We start from the raw sequence: 16,371 nt of genomic DNA, 5'->3' as shown, positions 1-16,371 counted from the left end.
AGTCTGTTTCAGGGCTGAGCAGCAGCCGGATTGTGTACTCAAAATATAGAGAAAGGCGGGAACCCCTGAACCGGAAGGAGTTTCCAACAGGTGTTATCAGAAATGAAATTAGGAATCATCGGCTTACCCAATGTGGGAAAAAGTACTTTATTTAATTCACTGACAAAGGCGGGGGCAGAATCGGCCAATTATCCTTTCTGCACCATTGACCCCAATATCGGAATTGTGTCGGTTCCGGACGAACGGCTGAAGCTTTTGGGAGATATGTACCAGTCGAAGAAGGTGACCCCGGCCGTGATAGAATTTGTGGATATTGCCGGTCTGGTAAAAGGTGCTTCCAAAGGGGAGGGACTGGGGAATCAGTTTTTGAGCAATATACGGGAAGTGGACGCCATTGTCCATGTGGTCAGATGTTTTGAAGATGATAATGTGGTGCATGTGGACGGCAGCGTGAATCCGCTGCGGGATATTGAGACCATTAATCTGGAGTTGATTTTCTCCGATCTGGAGGTGCTGGAGAGGAGAATTTCAAAAGCGGCGAAGGCCGCCCGGATGGACAAGACCTGTGCGAAGGAGCTTGCATTGCTGGAACGTCTGAAGGAACATCTGGAGAGCGGAAGTCCGGCCAAGACCATGGAGGCCGGGGACGAGGATGAAAGTCTGCTGCTGAAGGAATATAATCTGCTGACCGGCAAGCCTGTAATCTATGCGGCCAATGTGGCGGAGGAAGATCTGGCGGACGACGGCGCCTCCAATGCAAAGGTGTCGGAGGTGAGGGAATTCGCGGAGAAGGAAGGCGGAGAGGTCTTTGTCATCTGTGCGCAGATTGAGCAGGAGATTTCGGAGCTGGACGAGGATGAGAAGGCAATGTTCCTGGAAGATCTGGGCCTGAAGGAGTCCGGTCTGGAGAAACTCATCAAGGCCAGCTACCGCACACTGGGATTGATGAGCTTTCTGACCGCAGGGGAGGATGAGACGCGGGCATGGACCATCAAAATCGGCACGAAAGCACCTCAGGCGGCAGGCAAAATTCATTCCGATTTCGAGAGAGGGTTTATCAAGGCGGAAGTTGTCAATTACCGTGACCTGCTGGAACAGGGCTCCCTGGCAGCAGCCAGAGAAAAGGGACTGGTTGGGATTGAGGGGAAGGATTATGTTGTCCGGGATGGGGATGTGATATTGTTCCGGTTTAACGTGTGACAAAGGTTCTGCAGTCTGTGGGACCAGGCAGAGCTTAGATCTTCAGGGCAGAACGGAAAATGGAGGTTTACATGAATACAGGCGATATAGCGTTTCCAAATCTGGGAATATATCTGCATGACGTGCCGAAGTCTTTCAGTGTATTCGGATTTAATATAGCTTTCTATGGACTGATTATCGGGCTGGGCGTGCTTGCCGGGCTTCTGATGGCAGTCTATATGGCGAAAATTACAGGCCAGAATCCGGATGACTACTGGGATTTCGCCATCTATGCTGTCATTTTTTCCATTATAGGAGGCCGCATTTACTATGTGATATTTGCGTGGGACTATTATAAGGACGATCTGGCGGGTATTTTCAGGCTGAGGAACGGCGGCATGGCCATATACGGCGCTGTGATTGCCGCGTTTATCACTTTGTTTGTCTACTGTAAGGTAAAAAAGAAGAATCCGCTCCTGATGGGAGATACGGCCATTCCGGGACTGATTCTGGGACAGGCTGTGGGCCGCTGGGGGAATTTTATGAACCGGGAAGTATTCGGGGAATATTATGACGGCCTTTTTTCCATGCAGCTTCCTGTTGACGCGGTGCGTGCAAGAGATATATCGGACAATATAGCCGCGCATATTCCGGAGGGAGCAAATTATATCAATGTACACCCAACTTTTTTGTATGAAAGTGTGTGGAATCTTCTGGTGTTTGCCGCTCTGCTCTGCTTCAGAAAGCATAAGAAGTTCCACGGTGAACTCTGTCTGATCTATCTGGGCGGCTATGGACTGGGGAGATTCATCATAGAAGGTATCCGTACAGATACCCTTTTTATCCCCGGCACCACAGTGCCGGTGTCTCAGGTGCTGGCGCTGCTGATGTTCGTCTTTGCAGTGGGTGCAGATATCCTGGTCCGGATAAAGATGAAGCATAAATCTTGATTTAAACTGTCACACAGAGGGAATAGGAATGTATAATAATCATGAGATTATGCGGATTGCCATGCAGCAATCCGCTTTCGATATCAATGCATCTGTAACAGATTTTGTACAGGAACAAAATGTAATCGTGGAGTCAGTGATTGGTGCGATGGCAAAAAAGTATTACAAAGAGCCTGTCGCCTGTAACCTGGTTTCCTATGGAACCAACATTGTCGCTTCGGTAAGAGAGGAGTATCGAGAGATTGTCGAGGCGTATATTGGGAAATTTGAGTTCTGTCATTGCTTTGAGACGCCGAACATGCACTGGCTGGATGAAGAAATGAGTAAAATGGGACAGAAGGTGTGCTTTATGGCCGAATATTTTCTGCCCGACAGGAACAGGTTATCGCGTATCAGCTGTGACTATGAACTTAAAATATTTACCCATGACGATTTTGGTGAATTATATCTGCCTGAGTGGGGAAATGCTTTATGTGCAGACAGAAAGGAATTGGATGTGCTTGGCATCGGCGCCTGTGACAATGGAAAACTCATTGGACTGGCGGGGGCTTCTGCTGACTGTGACAGCATGTGGCAGATAGGTGTGGATGTATTGCCTGAATACCGCAGAAAAGGCGTGGCATCTTCGCTGATAAGTAATTTGGCATTTGAGATATTACAACGAGATAAGGTACCATTTTACTGCTGTGCATGGTCCAATATAAGATCGGCAAAAAGTGCGATTAAAAGCGGATTTATGCCGGCATGGGTGGAGATGACAGTAAAACCGGCTGAGACAGTACGGCAGATGAACCGGTAAGATTCGGCAGTTCTTCTGGTTTCTTTATACATTTGGTCAACAGTTTTCCGGATTCCTGTACAGATTATATATGAAAAGTGTGGTAATTTCAGGCCTGCATGAAGCAGGCCTTTTTGATGTGTTTTTTATTGTGACAGAAAAGACGTAAAAACAATATATATTTGCAATGCTTATTAAAATAATTAAGAAAATTTTCGAATGACTGTATCTATATCTGGTAGAGAAAGTATGAAGCATACACTGTATTTTGCGCTTTCGCGTCTTTTTTGGAGGAAATGATTTTCTATCCTGTCCTGTCCGCACAAATTTTCGGGTTGTCAAATCTCTAAAGTTATATTAAAATTGTTTTCAAGTGGGATAAAGATGGCATTAAATACCAAAAAGTGGGATGAAAATCCATACAATACCTGTTTGGGCCTGTTACCCGCTGCTGATTGGTGGTGATTGACTTTGTTCATGGGCAGATACAATCATACAATTGACCCAAAAGGCAGGTTGAGCATTCCTTCAAAATACCGTGAAATTCTGGGAGATGAGTTTGTGGTGTCAAAGGGAATGGATGGCTGTCTGTTTGTGTATGCCAATGAAGACTGGAAGGATTTCGAGGCGAAACTGGCATCACTGCCGTTAATCAACCAGGAGGCGAGACAGTTTGCAAGGTTTTTCCTGTCGGGAGCGCAATATGTCACAGTGGACAAGCAGGGGCGGATTCTGATGCCTCAGGACCTCCGGGAATTTGCCGGACTGGAGAAAGACGTGGTTCTGGCCGGAACGGGAGGGCGCATTGAGATATGGAGCCTTGCGAAGTGGAATGAGAACAGCAGTCAGGTAGACATTAACGCCATATCTCAGGGAATGCTCAGCCTTGGACTGACCATTTAAGAGAGAACAGCAGGGAGAAGGAAAGGGGTGCTGTAAGTGGAAAAAGGAAATTCGGAATTCAGACACTATTCGGTACTCCTGAAGGAAACCATTGAGGGACTCCGGATTAAGCCGGAGGGTATTTATGCGGACGGCACGCTGGGAGGGGGAGGACATGCCTTCCAGGTGTGCAGCAGACTCACTACAGGGCATTTATACGGAACAGATCAGGATGAAGACGCAATTAATGCGGCCACCCAAAGGCTGGCCGGGTTTGGGGACAGAGTCACTGTCATCCGGGATAACTATCGTAATCTGAAATCGGTTCTCAACGTCCGGGGTGTGGAGAAGGTGGATGGCATTCTCCTTGACCTGGGAGTATCCTCCTGGCAGTTTGACAAGGGGGAAAGGGGATTTTCCTATCGCTATGATGCACCGCTTGACATGCGGATGGACTGCAGACAGGCCCTGAGCGCCAGGGAAGTGGTAAACAGCTATTCGGAAAATGAACTGTACCGTATTATCAGGGATTACGGAGAAGAACGTTTCGCGAAAAATATTGCAAGGAACATTGTCAGAACAAGGGCTGTAAAGCCTGTTGAAACTACTTTTGAGCTGAATGAAATCATCAGAGATGCCATTCCGGCGAGAATGCGCCGGGAAGGACATCCTTCCAAGAGAACTTTTCAGGCGATCCGGATTGAATGCAACGGTGAGCTGGAAGTATTGGAGAATTCTTTAGATGAACTGATCGACATGCTGAATCCGGGAGGCAGACTGTGTATTATCACGTTCCACTCTCTGGAGGATCGCATTGTAAAGACAGCGTTCAGGAGAAATGAGACCCCCTGTGTATGCCCGCCTGACTTCCCGGTGTGTGTGTGCGGAAAGGTGTCGAAAGGAACTGTGGTGACAAAAAAGCCCATACTTCCCGGAGAAGAAGAGCTTGCGGAGAACAGCCGATCTAAGAGTGCAAAACTCAGAATTTTCCAAAAGACAATGGAATGAAGCGGTTCTGAAATTTAACATGGAAAGCAGAGGACATAAATGAGTCGGAACAGAAGGAATTATAATCGAACCGCATATGATAAAAGAAATGGAACAGACAGCAAAAGAGCCGATCATATATACATATATGGAAATACCGCACGCAGACTGGAACCACAGAGGAGACAGGAAGCTCCGGTAAAGAAACCGCATCATGAAGTACGTAAGAACAGGGATAAAGCCAGACATATGAGTGCAGGTTATGTGGTATTTCTCACTGTGGCGCTCTGTGCGGCGGCATATATCCTGGTGAATTATGTGCAGCTGAGGGCAGCTCTGACCAATCTGACAGAAGATGTGGCCAGCAAAGAAAGCATGCTGAATTATCTGAAGGTTTCCAATGATGAAGACTATAATCGGATTATCAGCAGCATTGACCTGGAGGAAATCAAGCGGATTGCTCTGGGAGAGCTGGGCATGATATATGCAGGGGAAGGCCAGATTGTTGAATATGAAAATGAGAGCAGAGACTATATGCGTCAGGTGTCAGATGAAAATCAGTAGAGGTGCCATGTGAAAGTTGCTAACAGTATGAAATTTTCCATAAAAATGCAGAAAAAGCTGGTGGTGCTGTATGTGCTGATTCTGCTGGCCTTTGCGGTGCTGAGCGGCCGGATGATATGGATTATTCGGGAGAACAACACGAAATACCAAAAACAGGTGCTCGCTCAGCAGGGATACACGTCGACAGTCATTCCCTACCGGCGCGGCAATATCGTGGATGCAAAGGGAACAAGACTGGCCACCAGCGAAAAAGTGTATAATCTGATTATCGATGCCAAAGTAATGACCGCAAAGGTAAAGGACAAAGAGGTATATCTGGAGCCCACACTGGCGGCATTGGGCGAACACTTCGAACTGGATATGCAGAAAATAAGAGAGTATGTCACCACACATAAGACTTCTTCCTGGTATGTGGCGCTGAAGCAGCTTACCTATGAACAGATCAGCGGCTTTCAGGAAGCGCAGCTGGCAGAAGACTCTCAGATAAGAGGGGTCTGGTTTGAGGAGGAGTACAAGAGAATCTATCCGTATGGTTCTCTGGCAGCGGACGCAATCGGATTCTCTGACAGAGACAATGTGGGAAGATACGGTCTGGAAGAGTATTACAATGATGTGCTGAACGGGATTAACGGCAGGGAGTATGGTTACCTGAATGACGATCTGGCTTTGGAGCGCACGGTAAAGTCTGCAGTTGACGGTTATAACATCCATTCCACCATCGATGCCAATGTACAGATGATTGTGGAGAAACACCTGAAGAAATTCAACGAGGAAAATAAGGATGTGGCGAGGGCTGGCAACGGCGCGGAGAATGTGGGCTGTGTGATGATGTGGGTCAACACCGGCGAGGTTCTGGCCATGGCCAGCTATCCGGGCTATGATTTAAACGATGTGCGGAATCCCCAGTGCCTGCTGGGCTCCAGAATGGTGGAGCAGATCACCAATGCGGCAGGCTATTTTGAGATTAAGAAGACAGACACCGTGATTACGGAAGAGACTCTGGCCGCCATGGATGAAGAACAGCTGTATCTGAATCTGAACTATCTGTGGAAAAATTACTGTATCACGGATACTTATGAACCGGGATCCACAGCAAAGCCCTTCACTGTGGCCGCCGCACTGGAAGAAGGCGCCATTACCCCGGAGACCAGCCTGGAGTGCGTGGGTGAGCTGGAAATCGGCGGTTATCATATAAAGTGCCATGGCGGCGTGTGCGGGTGGCTGAGCCTGGAGCAGGCGGTGGCCAAATCCTGTAACGTGTCCATGATGAAGATTGCGCAGATACTGGGAAATGAAGCATTCTGCAAATTTCAGCAAATATTCAACTTCGGACTGAAAACCAACATTGATCTGGCGGGAGAAGCCCGGACAGAGAGTCTGATTTATAAGCCGGACAGGATGGGGCCCACAGACCTGGCTACCAACAGCTTCGGGCAGAACTTCAATGTGACTATGATCGAGATGATCAGTGCGTTCTGTTCTCTGGTGAACGGAGGGTACTATTATGAACCTCACATGGTGAATAAGATTACCAATGCCAGCGGGGCCACTGTACAGAATATTGAACCCAGGGTGCTGAAGCAGACGGTTTCGGAATCAACTTCTGAACTAATCAGACAGTACTGCAAGGCAGTGGTAGATTACGGCACGGGCAAGACGGCAAAACCTCCCGGCTATTCCATAGGAGGGAAGACGGGTACGGCGGAGACCATTGATCCCAATACCCATAAGCGTTCCGATACAGAGTATGTGGTGTCCTTTATCGGCTGTGTGCCTGCGGAAGATCCGCAGATTGCAATCTATGTGGTGGTGGACAGACTGAACGCGGACAAACAGGACAATGCCAGAGTGGCCACAAAGCTCGTGCGCAGTATCCTGATGGAAGCATTGCCGTATCTGAATATTTTCATGACGGAAGAACTCACAGAGGAGGAAATCGCGGAACTGAACGCGCTGCAGCTGGAAATTACCAGTCAGTATACACAGACACCGGAAGGAGACGCCCTGGAAGGTGAAAATGAACCGGAGGGAGGAGATCCCAACGGCACTGTGCCTGGAGATAACACAGGAAATAACGGGGATGGTGCATCGCAGCCGCCATGGATGAATTATCCCGTTGACCCGGAGACGGGATATCGGGTCGACCCGGAGACGGGGAGAAGGTATGACGCACAGACGGGGATACCCGTGGAAGGCGGCGAGTCGGTGCCGAATGTGGATATTCCGGTGAATCCTTCTCTGCCGTGAAGATTTGGTACAAATTCGATTCATAACTGTGTCAGCGGCGGAATAAAGTATAGTAACATACTTTTATGAGGCTTTGCATGCTGACGGATGACAACAAAATATTTCACAGGAAAAAGATACTGGTGATTTTTCTGGTCTGTATCGGTATCTTTGTAATCCTGTTTGGAAGGCTGGTATATCTGTGTGTCTGGCGCGCAGACCATTATTCCCGGCTTGCCACGGATCTGCATGAGAGAGAACGCAGTATCAAGGCTGCCAGAGGACGCATTATCGACCGAAACGGAGTGGTGCTGGCGGATAACAGAACAGTCTGTACTGTATCCGTGATCTACAACCAGATAGAAGAGCCTGAAAAGGTCATTGAGATTCTCAGCACAGAACTGGATTTAACAGAAGATTATGTGAGAAAGAGGGTGGAAAAATACTCCTCCATGGAGCGCATCAAAAGTAATGTGGATAAAGCGCTGGGGGATAAGATACGGGAATATGACCTGGCCGGGGTGAAGGTGGATGAGGATTACAAGAGATATTATCCCTATGATGATCTGGCCAGCAAAGTACTTGGATTTACAGGCAGTGACAACCAGGGTATCATCGGGCTGGAAGTCATATACGATAAATACATGGAAGGAAAGGCAGGAACGATTCTCACGGTGACAGATGCGAAGGGAATCGAGGTGGAATCGGCGGGGGAGAGACGGATTGAACCGGTGGCAGGTCTTGACCTGTGCATCAGCATGGATATGAATATTCAGTCCTATGCCACTCAGCTTGCCAGTCAGGCTCTGGCCACAAAGCAGGCGGAAAGCGTGTCCATACTGGTGATGAATCCACAGAACGGGGAAATCCTCGCCATGGTCAGTGTGCCGGAATTCGACCTGAATAATCCCTATGAACTGCCGGAGGGAACGCCTGAGAATCTCACGGCGGAGGAAAAACAGAACCTCTTAAACGGTATCTGGCGTAACGGCTGCATAAACGATACATACGAGCCGGGCTCGACATTTAAGATCATCACGGCAGCGGCAGGATTGTCGGCCGGAGTGGTGACCACGGAGAGTACCTTCAGCTGTCCCGGCTTCATCATTGTAGATGACAGGAAGATAAGGTGTCATAAGGTGGGGGGACACGGGAGCCAGGATTTTACCCATACTATGATGAATTCCTGCAATCCGGCGCTGATTACGGTGGGAATGCGGCTGGGTCTGGACAGTTACTACGCCTATTTTGAACAGTTTGGACTGAAGCGGAAGACGGGCATTGACCTGCCGGGAGAAGCAGGCACCATTATGCATCGGAAAGAAGACATGGGAAATGTGGAACTTGCCACGGTGGCTTTCGGTCAGTCCTTCCAGATTACGCCCATTCAGCTTCTGACCACAGCTTCTTCCATAATCAACGGGGGAAATCGCATCACACCGCATTTCGGCGTGAAGACGCTGGATGCGGAGGGGAATGTGGTGGATGTATTCGAATATCCCGTGACCACAGGGATTGTGTCCGAGGAAACCAGTGCTACCATGCGGGAAATTCTGGAGATGGTAGTGGCGGAAGGAAGCGGTAAAAACGGTAAGGTGGAGGGTTTTAGAGTGGGAGGCAAGACAGCCACCAGTCAGACACTTCCCAGGGGCAGCGGGCGGTACATTGCCTCGTTTATCGGCTTTGCCCCGGCGGATGACCCGCAGGTAATCGCTCTTGCAATTGTGAATAATCCTCAGGGTGTCTATTATGGAGGACAGGTTGCGGCGCCTATTATTCGTCAGCTGTATGAGAATATTCTGCCGTATCTGGGCATAGATGGAGCGTGACCGCTGGGGGAACCGCTGCGGAAAATTCGTAAGTGAAAGGAAAGAGCGATGAGTAAAATCAGCATTACAGCAGTGATGATTTCTTTCTGCATCAGCGCTCTGTCGGGACCGATACTGATTCCTTTTCTGAGATGGCTGAAATGCGGTCAGACAGTCAGAGACGACGGTCCGGCCGCCCATTTGAAGAAATCGGGTACGCCCACCATGGGGGGAATCCTGATTCTGGCCAGTGTGGCCGCTACCTCTGTGATTTTTGCGGAGGACTATCCCAGGATTGCTCCGGTACTTTTTCTGACGGTGGGATTCGGACTGATAGGGCTGATGGATGATTACATAAAAGTGGTGTGCAGGCGTTCTCTGGGACTGACAGCATGGCAGAAGCTGTTGGGACAGCTGAGCGTCACGGGAATTTTCGCATGGTATCTGATTCGCTATACCGACGTAAGTCTTGCCATGAAGATTCCCTGTTTTCCGGGAAGATATCTGGATTTCGGTGTCTGGAATATTCCGATTTTATTTTTTATTGTGCTGGGCACGGCCAACGGGACGAACTTTACAGACGGACTGGACGGACTGGCGGGAAGCGTTACATTGATGGTGGCGGTATTCTTCTCGGTGGTGGCCCTGGGAACTGCCTCCGGCATAGAGCCTGTGACCTGCGCGGCGGCGGGAGCGCTTTTGGGGTTTCTGCTGTTCAACGTACATCCGGCGCAGGTGTTTATGGGGGATACAGGTTCGCTGGCCCTGGGAGGCTTTGTGGCAGGATGTGCCTATATGATGCAGATGCCCCTGTATATAGCGATTGTGGGTGTCATCTATCTGGCGGAAGTGTTTTCCGTGATATTGCAGGTAAGCTTTTACAAAGTAAGCGGAGGCAGGAGACTTTTTAAGATGGCTCCGCTGCATCATCATTTTGAGCTCTGCGGATGGTCTGAGACCAGGATCACGGCATTGTTTACCATTATCACGGCGCTGATGTGTCTGGCTGCGCTGAATATGCTGTAATGGCCTGAAAGAAGGATGATTGAGAATGAGAGACGGAGAAAAATGTCTGGTGATCGGTTCCGGTATCAGCGGAATCGGTTCTGCGGGGCTTCTGGAACATATGGGAGCGGAGGTCGTGCTGTACGACAGCAATGAAAAGCTGACAGAAGAGAAAATGCGGGCGCTTCTTCCGGAAGGGAGCCGGGCGGTGTGCGTGGCGGGCAAGCTGCCGGAATCCGCTGCAAAGGAGATGAAGACAGTGGTGTTAAGTCCGGGGGTACCGGTGGATATTCCTCTGGTGAAGGCGCTTCGGGAGAACGGTGCTGTCGTAATAGGGGAGATAGAGCTGGGATTCCGGAAGGAAAAGGGCCGGGTGGCGGCGATTACCGGCACCAATGGCAAGACCACAACCACCACCCTGGTGGGAGAAATCATGAAGGCCCACCTGGGGGAAGAGAGAACCTTTGTAGTGGGAAATATCGGGAATCCCTACACTTCGGAATGTCGCAAGACTGCGGAAGATACTGTCACAGTGGGTGAGATCAGTTCTTTTCAGCTGGAGACCATACGGGAGTTTCACCCCGCAGTCTCGGCGATACTGAATATCACGCCGGACCATTTAAACCGGCATCACACCATGGAAGCTTATGTGGCGGCAAAGGAAAATATCGCGGTGAACCAGACGAAGGATGATATCTGTGTTCTCAATTACGAGAATGAATATACAAGAGCCTTCGGGGAAAGGTGTCCGGCTCGGGTGGTTTATTTTTCTTCGGTACATAAACTGGAAAACGGCTATTATCTGAAGGGTGACAAGGTGGTGAAAGCTGTGGAGGGACAGGATGCAGAAGTTCTGGATATCCACAGAGACATGAATCTGGTGGGGCTGTGCAATGTGGAAAATGTCATGGCTGCCATTGCCGTGGCGGAGGGAATGGGAGTGCCCATGGAGACGATTCTGGGTGTCATCAGAACCTTTCACGCCGTGGAGCATCGAATTGAATTCGTGGCGTCCAAAGGTGGAGTGGACTATTATAATGACTCGAAGGGAACCAATCCGGACGCTGCCATTCAGGGAATCCGTGCCATGAGCAGACCAACGGTTTTAATCGGCGGAGGCTATGACAAGGAAAGCGAATATGACGAATGGATAGAAAGCTTCGGGACAAAAGTAAAATGGCTTGTGCTCATAGGCCAGACCAGAGAAAAGATTGCGGAGTGCGCCGGGAGGCACGGGTTTGACAGGATTCGTTTTGCAGACACCTTTGAGGAATGTCTGAGGCTCTGTACCAGTCTTGCGGAGGAGGGAGATGCGGTGCTTTTGTCACCGGCCTGTGCCAGCTGGGGGATGTTCCCGAACTATGAGGTACGAGGGAACCTTTTTAAAGAATATGTGAGGGGGCTGGATTAGAAAAGTTGGGAGCGCATATGGCTGTACAGAGAAGAGCAAAGCGAAAGAAAAAAGAACAATCCGAATATTTTTTTGATTACAGCCTTCTGTTTATCGTGCTGTTTCTGCTGGGCTTCGGACTGGTGATGATCTACTCTGCCAGTTCCTACACGGCGTTTCAGAGCTTTGAGGATGCGGCGTATTATCTGAAAAAGCAGCTGACGGCCATTATTATCGGACTGGTGCTGATGATTGTGGTGGCCAATATTCCCTATCATTTCTGGGAAAGGTTTGCGCTGCTGGGCTATCTGGTGTCCATGGCTCTGGTGCCTCTGGTGAAGACACCTCTGGGGGTGAAGTCCCATGGGGCTACTCGGTGGATCCGGATTCCCGGCATCGGCCTGAATCTGCAGCCGGCTGAGGTGGCGAAGCTGTGTCTGATTCTGTTCCTGGCAGTGATGGTCTGCAAGATGGGGAAAGCGGTCCGCACAATGAAAGGATTTCTGGTGATGGTGGCGCTTCCTCTTCCCGTGGCACTGGAAATCTATGTGATCACCAAAAACCTGAGCTCAGCCATTATTGTTCTGGCCATTGCGGTGCTGATGGTATTTGTGGCCAGTCCCGATTATAAGAAATTTATCCTTATGGCCCTGGCAGTTGCGGCTCTGGCGACGCTGGCCATTTTCCTGGCGGTATCTTCCGCGGCCAAGGGCGATACGGGAAATTTCCGCTTCGGTCGTATCCTGGCGTGGCTGGATCCGGAGAGTGACTCCATGGATACAGGCTTCCAGACCTTACAGGGATTGTATGCAATCGGCAGCGGAGGCATCTGGGGACGGGGCCTTGGCCAGAGCATTCAGAAGCTGAACTTTATCCCTGAATCTCAGAATGATATGATTTTTTCCATTATCTGTGAGGAACTGGGACTTTTCGGGGCCGTTGCCATCATTGTCATGTTTATCATGCTTCTGTGGCGTATGATGGTGATTGCCAACAATGCGCCGGATCTGTTCGGCGCCATGCTGGTAGTGGGGGTTATGGGACATATAGCTGTTCAGTCCATTTTGAATATAGCTGTTGTGACCAATACGATTCCGAATACGGGAATCTCGCTGCCGTTTATCAGTTATGGTGGTTCTTCGGTAATGTTCCTGCTGATTGAGATCGGGCTTGTGTTAAGTGTGGCCCGCAGAATCCAGCTGAAGGAACTGTAGGAGAGAATATATTTGGACAAGGTACGAAAGCCGCTTTTTCCACATACGATAGAATAGTTCAATTAATCGGAAGCCGGATGGTATTTTATGGATTCTATTCGTATTCAGGGCGGGGTTGCCCTGCAGGGAAAGGTTCGTATACATGGTTCTAAAAACGCTTCGCTGCCTGTTCTGGCCGCCACACTGCTTGTGGAGGGGAAATCCTTTATTGGAAACTGTCCCAGGATAGCGGACGTGTATTCCATGGTCAGCCTGCTGAAGGAGCTTGGCTGCAGTGTATACTGGCAGGAGACGGGACTGATCATTGACTCCACACAGGTGAAAAGAGGAGATATGTGCCGGGAAGCGGTGATGGGGATGCGTTCTTCCCTGTTTCTGCTGGGAGCACTGCTGGGCAGATGCGGAGAGATCGTCATGGAGCATCCCGGAGGCTGTGTAATCGGAGAACGTCCCATTGATATGCATTTATCGGCGCTGGGGCAAATGGGCGTGGAATTTACAGAGAGGGACGGCAGACTGCAGGCCGTGACTGCAGGCCTGCACGGCGCCTGGATTCGTCTGCCGTTCCCCTCCGTGGGGGCAACGGAGAATGTGATTCTGGCCGGAGTTGCAGCCTGCGGAGATACGATTCTGGAAGGGGCGGCGCTGGAACCGGAAATTCGGACGCTCTGTCGATACCTTCAGTGCTGCGGAGCGTTTATCGAAGGCGTGGGAAGCTCCAGGCTTATTATCCACGGAGGCAGAAAGCTGCGGGGGACTGCGTTTACCGTGCCCGCGGACAGGATTGTGGCGGGTACCTATATATTCGGCTGTATCGGCGCAGGAGGCAATGTGCTTCTGGAGCGGGCCCCCGAGGAGGAGATGGCCGCCGTTCTGACGGTGGCCCGGCAGATGGGCGGCCGCGTATGTACCTCGCCGGAAGGAATCTATGTACAGGCGCCAGGCAGGCCGAAGCCTGTGAGACTTGTGACGGTTCCCTATCCCGGCTTTCCCACGGACCTGCAGTCAGTGGTACTGGCGGCGGAGACGCTGAGCTGCGGCTGCAGTCACATAGAAGAGACCATTTTTGAGAATCGTTTCCGTATTGTGGACGATCTGAATAAAATGGGTGCCTGTATTGAGAGGGAAGACTGTCGCAGTGTGACTGTCAGAGGGGTTGACAGCCTGCACGGTGCCAGTCTGGAAGCCAGGGAGCTGAGAGGCGGCGCTGCGCTGGTGGTTGCGGGTATCATGGCGGAGGGAGAGACAATTGTAAGCGGTTGTTCTTATATCTATCGGGGCTATGAAAATATCGGCAGGGATTTCAGAGAGTTAGGAGCGCGTGTGACAAGTGTTTAAAAGCAAAAGAATGAAAGCGGGTATTTTCTCTGCCTGCCTTATCCTGATACTGCTGACCGGTGTGGTCGTTTATATCAGAATCAACTATACCGTTAAGACAGTTTATGTGGAAGGAAATGTCCATTATACGGAAGAAGAGATAAAAAATATTGTTATGGAGGGTCCGCTGGGGGACAATTCTCTCTATTTATCCGCGAAGTACAAAAATAAGGGGATAGAGGGAGTTCCCTTTGTGGACGTCATGGATGTGGATATTCTGTCGCCGGATACCGTTAAGATTATTGTCTATGAAAAGACGCTGGTAGGGTATGTGAAATACATGGACACCTATGTATATTTTGACAAGGATGGGTGCGTGGTGGAAAGCTCCAGTGTGAGAACTGTGGGAGTGCCGCAGATCATGGGGCTGGAATTTGACCATATGGTGACGGGAGAGAAGCTTGCGGTGGAGAACGAGGGAATCTTCAATCAGATTCTGGACATCACCAAGCTGCTGCAGAAATACAGTCTCACATCGGACAAGATATACTTTAACGGTTCCGGCGAAATTACCATATATTTTGGAGGGATCAGGGTGGCACTGGGAAGTGAATCCTCCAGACTGGAGGATAAGCTTATGATACTTCCGGGGGTTCTGGCAAAGCTTGAGGGAAAGAGCGGGATTCTGCAGATGCAGACCTATGATGAGGAAAGCGGAAAATATGCCTTTAAACCGGAGAGCTGAACTCACAGGGCAGGTGGAAATGACACTAAATTTTTTTAGAAAACAGTTGATTAATTTTAGAAATGATTATATGATAGTAAGTATGATTATGGTTTGAGGTTGGAAAAGGAGGAGATACCCTTGCTTGAGATTAAGACAAACGATGCTGAATCTGCTGCAAAGATCATCGTGGTTGGTGTAGGCGGCGCAGGTAATAATGCTGTAAATAGAATGGTAGACGAACAGATTGACGGAGTGGATTTTATCGGGGTGAATACGGACAAGCAGGCGCTTCAGCTCTGTAAGGCACCGAGGCTGCTGCAAATCGGCGAAAAGCTCACCAAAGGACTGGGAGCCGGTGCGAAGCCGGAGATCGGCGAGAAGGCGGCTGAGGAGAGCGCGGAAGAGATTTCCTCAGCATTGAAAGGTGCCGATATGGTATTTGTTACCTGCGGCATGGGAGGCGGTACGGGAACCGGCGCGGCGCCCGTGGTCGCAAAGCTGGCGAAAGAGATGGGGATTCTCACTGTGGGCGTGATTACGAAGCCGTTTCGCTTTGAAGCGAAGACGCGTATGGTAAATGCGCTGGGAGGAATCGAGAAGATTAAGGAACATGTGGACACTCTGATTGTCATTCCCAATGACAAGCTCCTGCAGATTGTGGACAGGCGTACCACAATGCCGGAGGCGCTTAAGAAAGCGGATGAAGTACTTCAGCAGGCGGTTCAGGGTATCACTGATCTCATCAATCTGCCGGCCATCATCAACCTTGATTTTGCAGATATTCAGACGGTCATGAAGGACAAGGGAATTGCACATATCGGTATAGGAGAAGGGAAAGGAGATGACAAGGCTCTGGAGGCGGTGAAGATGGCAGTGGAGAGTCCCCTGCTTGAGACCACTATCAACGGTGCCACAGATGTCATTCTCAACGTATCCGGGGACATTACGCTGCCGGATGCAAGCGATGCGGCCGATTATGTGCAGAGTCTGACAGGAGAGGATGTGAATATAATCTTCGGCGCGATGTATGACGACTCGAAGACGGACTGCTGTACTGTGACGGTGATTGCCACGGGGCTGGAGGATGATGCTGCCGGAGGTGCTGCACAGTCCAGATTCGGCGCCGGTATGTCCTACAGGCAGCCCGGTTCTCACGGTGCGTCGAATTCGCTGAAAGGTCTCAATATGAATGTGCAGCCTGCCGCACCTGGGGTCCCTCAGGGCGATGGCGTCCAGGGAATTCAGAAGCCTGTGGATATCCGCAGCTCCGTGACGGAGAAGACATTGAAAATTCCTGATTTTCTTCAGAGAAAATAATTCATATCAGTTCAGTTTAAAACAGCC

14 protein-coding genes are annotated in these 16,371 nt (G+C 50.0%); all 14 read left to right on the top strand.

Translation table 11 applies throughout. From position 1 onward, the window contains the following. Positions 1–102: 102 nt before the first annotated feature. Positions 103–1,200, top strand: a complete 1,098-nt coding sequence (ychF, locus tag NSB25_RS23725) for a redox-regulated ATPase YchF (protein WP_103241879.1) — start codon at positions 103–105, stop codon at positions 1,198–1,200. Positions 1,201–1,271: 71 nt separating this feature from the next. Further along, the gene (gene lgt / locus NSB25_RS23720) at positions 1,272–2,129 is read left to right on the top strand and encodes a prolipoprotein diacylglyceryl transferase (protein ID WP_103241912.1); all 858 of its coding nucleotides are present in this window, start codon (positions 1,272–1,274) and stop codon (positions 2,127–2,129) included. Between the two features lie 28 nt (positions 2,130–2,157). Next, a complete protein-coding gene (locus NSB25_RS23715) occupies positions 2,158–2,928 on the top strand; it encodes a GNAT family N-acetyltransferase (RefSeq protein ID WP_103241880.1) in 771 nt (256 codons plus the stop codon). A gap of 450 nt (positions 2,929–3,378) precedes the next feature. Next, the gene (gene mraZ, locus NSB25_RS23710; protein WP_103241881.1) at positions 3,379–3,810 is read left to right on the top strand and encodes a division/cell wall cluster transcriptional repressor MraZ; all 432 of its coding nucleotides are present in this window, start codon (positions 3,379–3,381) and stop codon (positions 3,808–3,810) included. A 36-nt stretch (positions 3,811–3,846) separates the two neighbouring features. Beyond that, the gene (rsmH, locus tag NSB25_RS23705) at positions 3,847–4,797 is read left to right on the top strand and encodes a 16S rRNA (cytosine(1402)-N(4))-methyltransferase RsmH (protein WP_103241882.1); all 951 of its coding nucleotides are present in this window, start codon (positions 3,847–3,849) and stop codon (positions 4,795–4,797) included. 39 nt (positions 4,798–4,836) lie between these two features. Then, on the top strand, positions 4,837–5,340 hold the full coding sequence (locus NSB25_RS23700) for a cell division protein FtsL (protein WP_103241883.1): 504 nt from the start codon (positions 4,837–4,839) through the stop codon (positions 5,338–5,340). Positions 5,341–5,349: 9 nt separating this feature from the next. Continuing rightward, entirely contained in the window at positions 5,350–7,587 is a 2,238-nt protein-coding gene (locus tag NSB25_RS23695; RefSeq protein WP_242982589.1) for a penicillin-binding transpeptidase domain-containing protein, read from the top strand. Positions 7,588–7,664: 77 nt separating this feature from the next. Next, positions 7,665–9,395 carry a peptidoglycan D,D-transpeptidase FtsI family protein gene (locus NSB25_RS23690; RefSeq protein ID WP_103241885.1) on the top strand — a complete coding sequence of 577 codons (1,731 nt, stop codon included), beginning with the start codon at positions 7,665–7,667 and terminating at the stop codon, positions 9,393–9,395. Positions 9,396–9,443: 48 nt separating this feature from the next. Further along, the gene (mraY, locus tag NSB25_RS23685) at positions 9,444–10,400 is read left to right on the top strand and encodes a phospho-N-acetylmuramoyl-pentapeptide-transferase (RefSeq protein WP_103241886.1); all 957 of its coding nucleotides are present in this window, start codon (positions 9,444–9,446) and stop codon (positions 10,398–10,400) included. 25 nt (positions 10,401–10,425) lie between these two features. Then, positions 10,426–11,790, top strand: a complete 1,365-nt coding sequence (gene murD, locus NSB25_RS23680; protein WP_330406202.1) for a UDP-N-acetylmuramoyl-L-alanine--D-glutamate ligase — start codon at positions 10,426–10,428, stop codon at positions 11,788–11,790. A gap of 17 nt (positions 11,791–11,807) precedes the next feature. After that, the gene (locus NSB25_RS23675) at positions 11,808–12,983 is read left to right on the top strand and encodes an FtsW/RodA/SpoVE family cell cycle protein (protein WP_103241888.1); all 1,176 of its coding nucleotides are present in this window, start codon (positions 11,808–11,810) and stop codon (positions 12,981–12,983) included. Between the two features lie 87 nt (positions 12,984–13,070). Further along, a complete protein-coding gene (murA, locus tag NSB25_RS23670; RefSeq protein ID WP_103241889.1) occupies positions 13,071–14,321 on the top strand; it encodes a UDP-N-acetylglucosamine 1-carboxyvinyltransferase in 1,251 nt (416 codons plus the stop codon). Next, on the top strand, positions 14,314–15,045 hold the full coding sequence (locus NSB25_RS23665) for a cell division protein FtsQ/DivIB (RefSeq protein ID WP_103241890.1): 732 nt from the start codon (positions 14,314–14,316) through the stop codon (positions 15,043–15,045). Before murA ends, NSB25_RS23665 begins: the two co-directional genes overlap by 8 nt. 120 nt (positions 15,046–15,165) lie before the next feature. Further along, entirely contained in the window at positions 15,166–16,344 is a 1,179-nt protein-coding gene (gene ftsZ, locus NSB25_RS23660; RefSeq protein ID WP_103241891.1) for a cell division protein FtsZ, read from the top strand. The last annotated feature ends 27 nt before the right edge of the window (positions 16,345–16,371 follow it).

The sequence above is a fragment of the Acetatifactor muris genome, assembly GCF_024623325.1.
In the GTDB taxonomy this organism is placed as follows: Bacteria; Bacillota; Clostridia; order Lachnospirales; family Lachnospiraceae; genus Acetatifactor; species Acetatifactor muris.
This window is presented reverse-complemented; position numbering and strand designations above follow the sequence as displayed.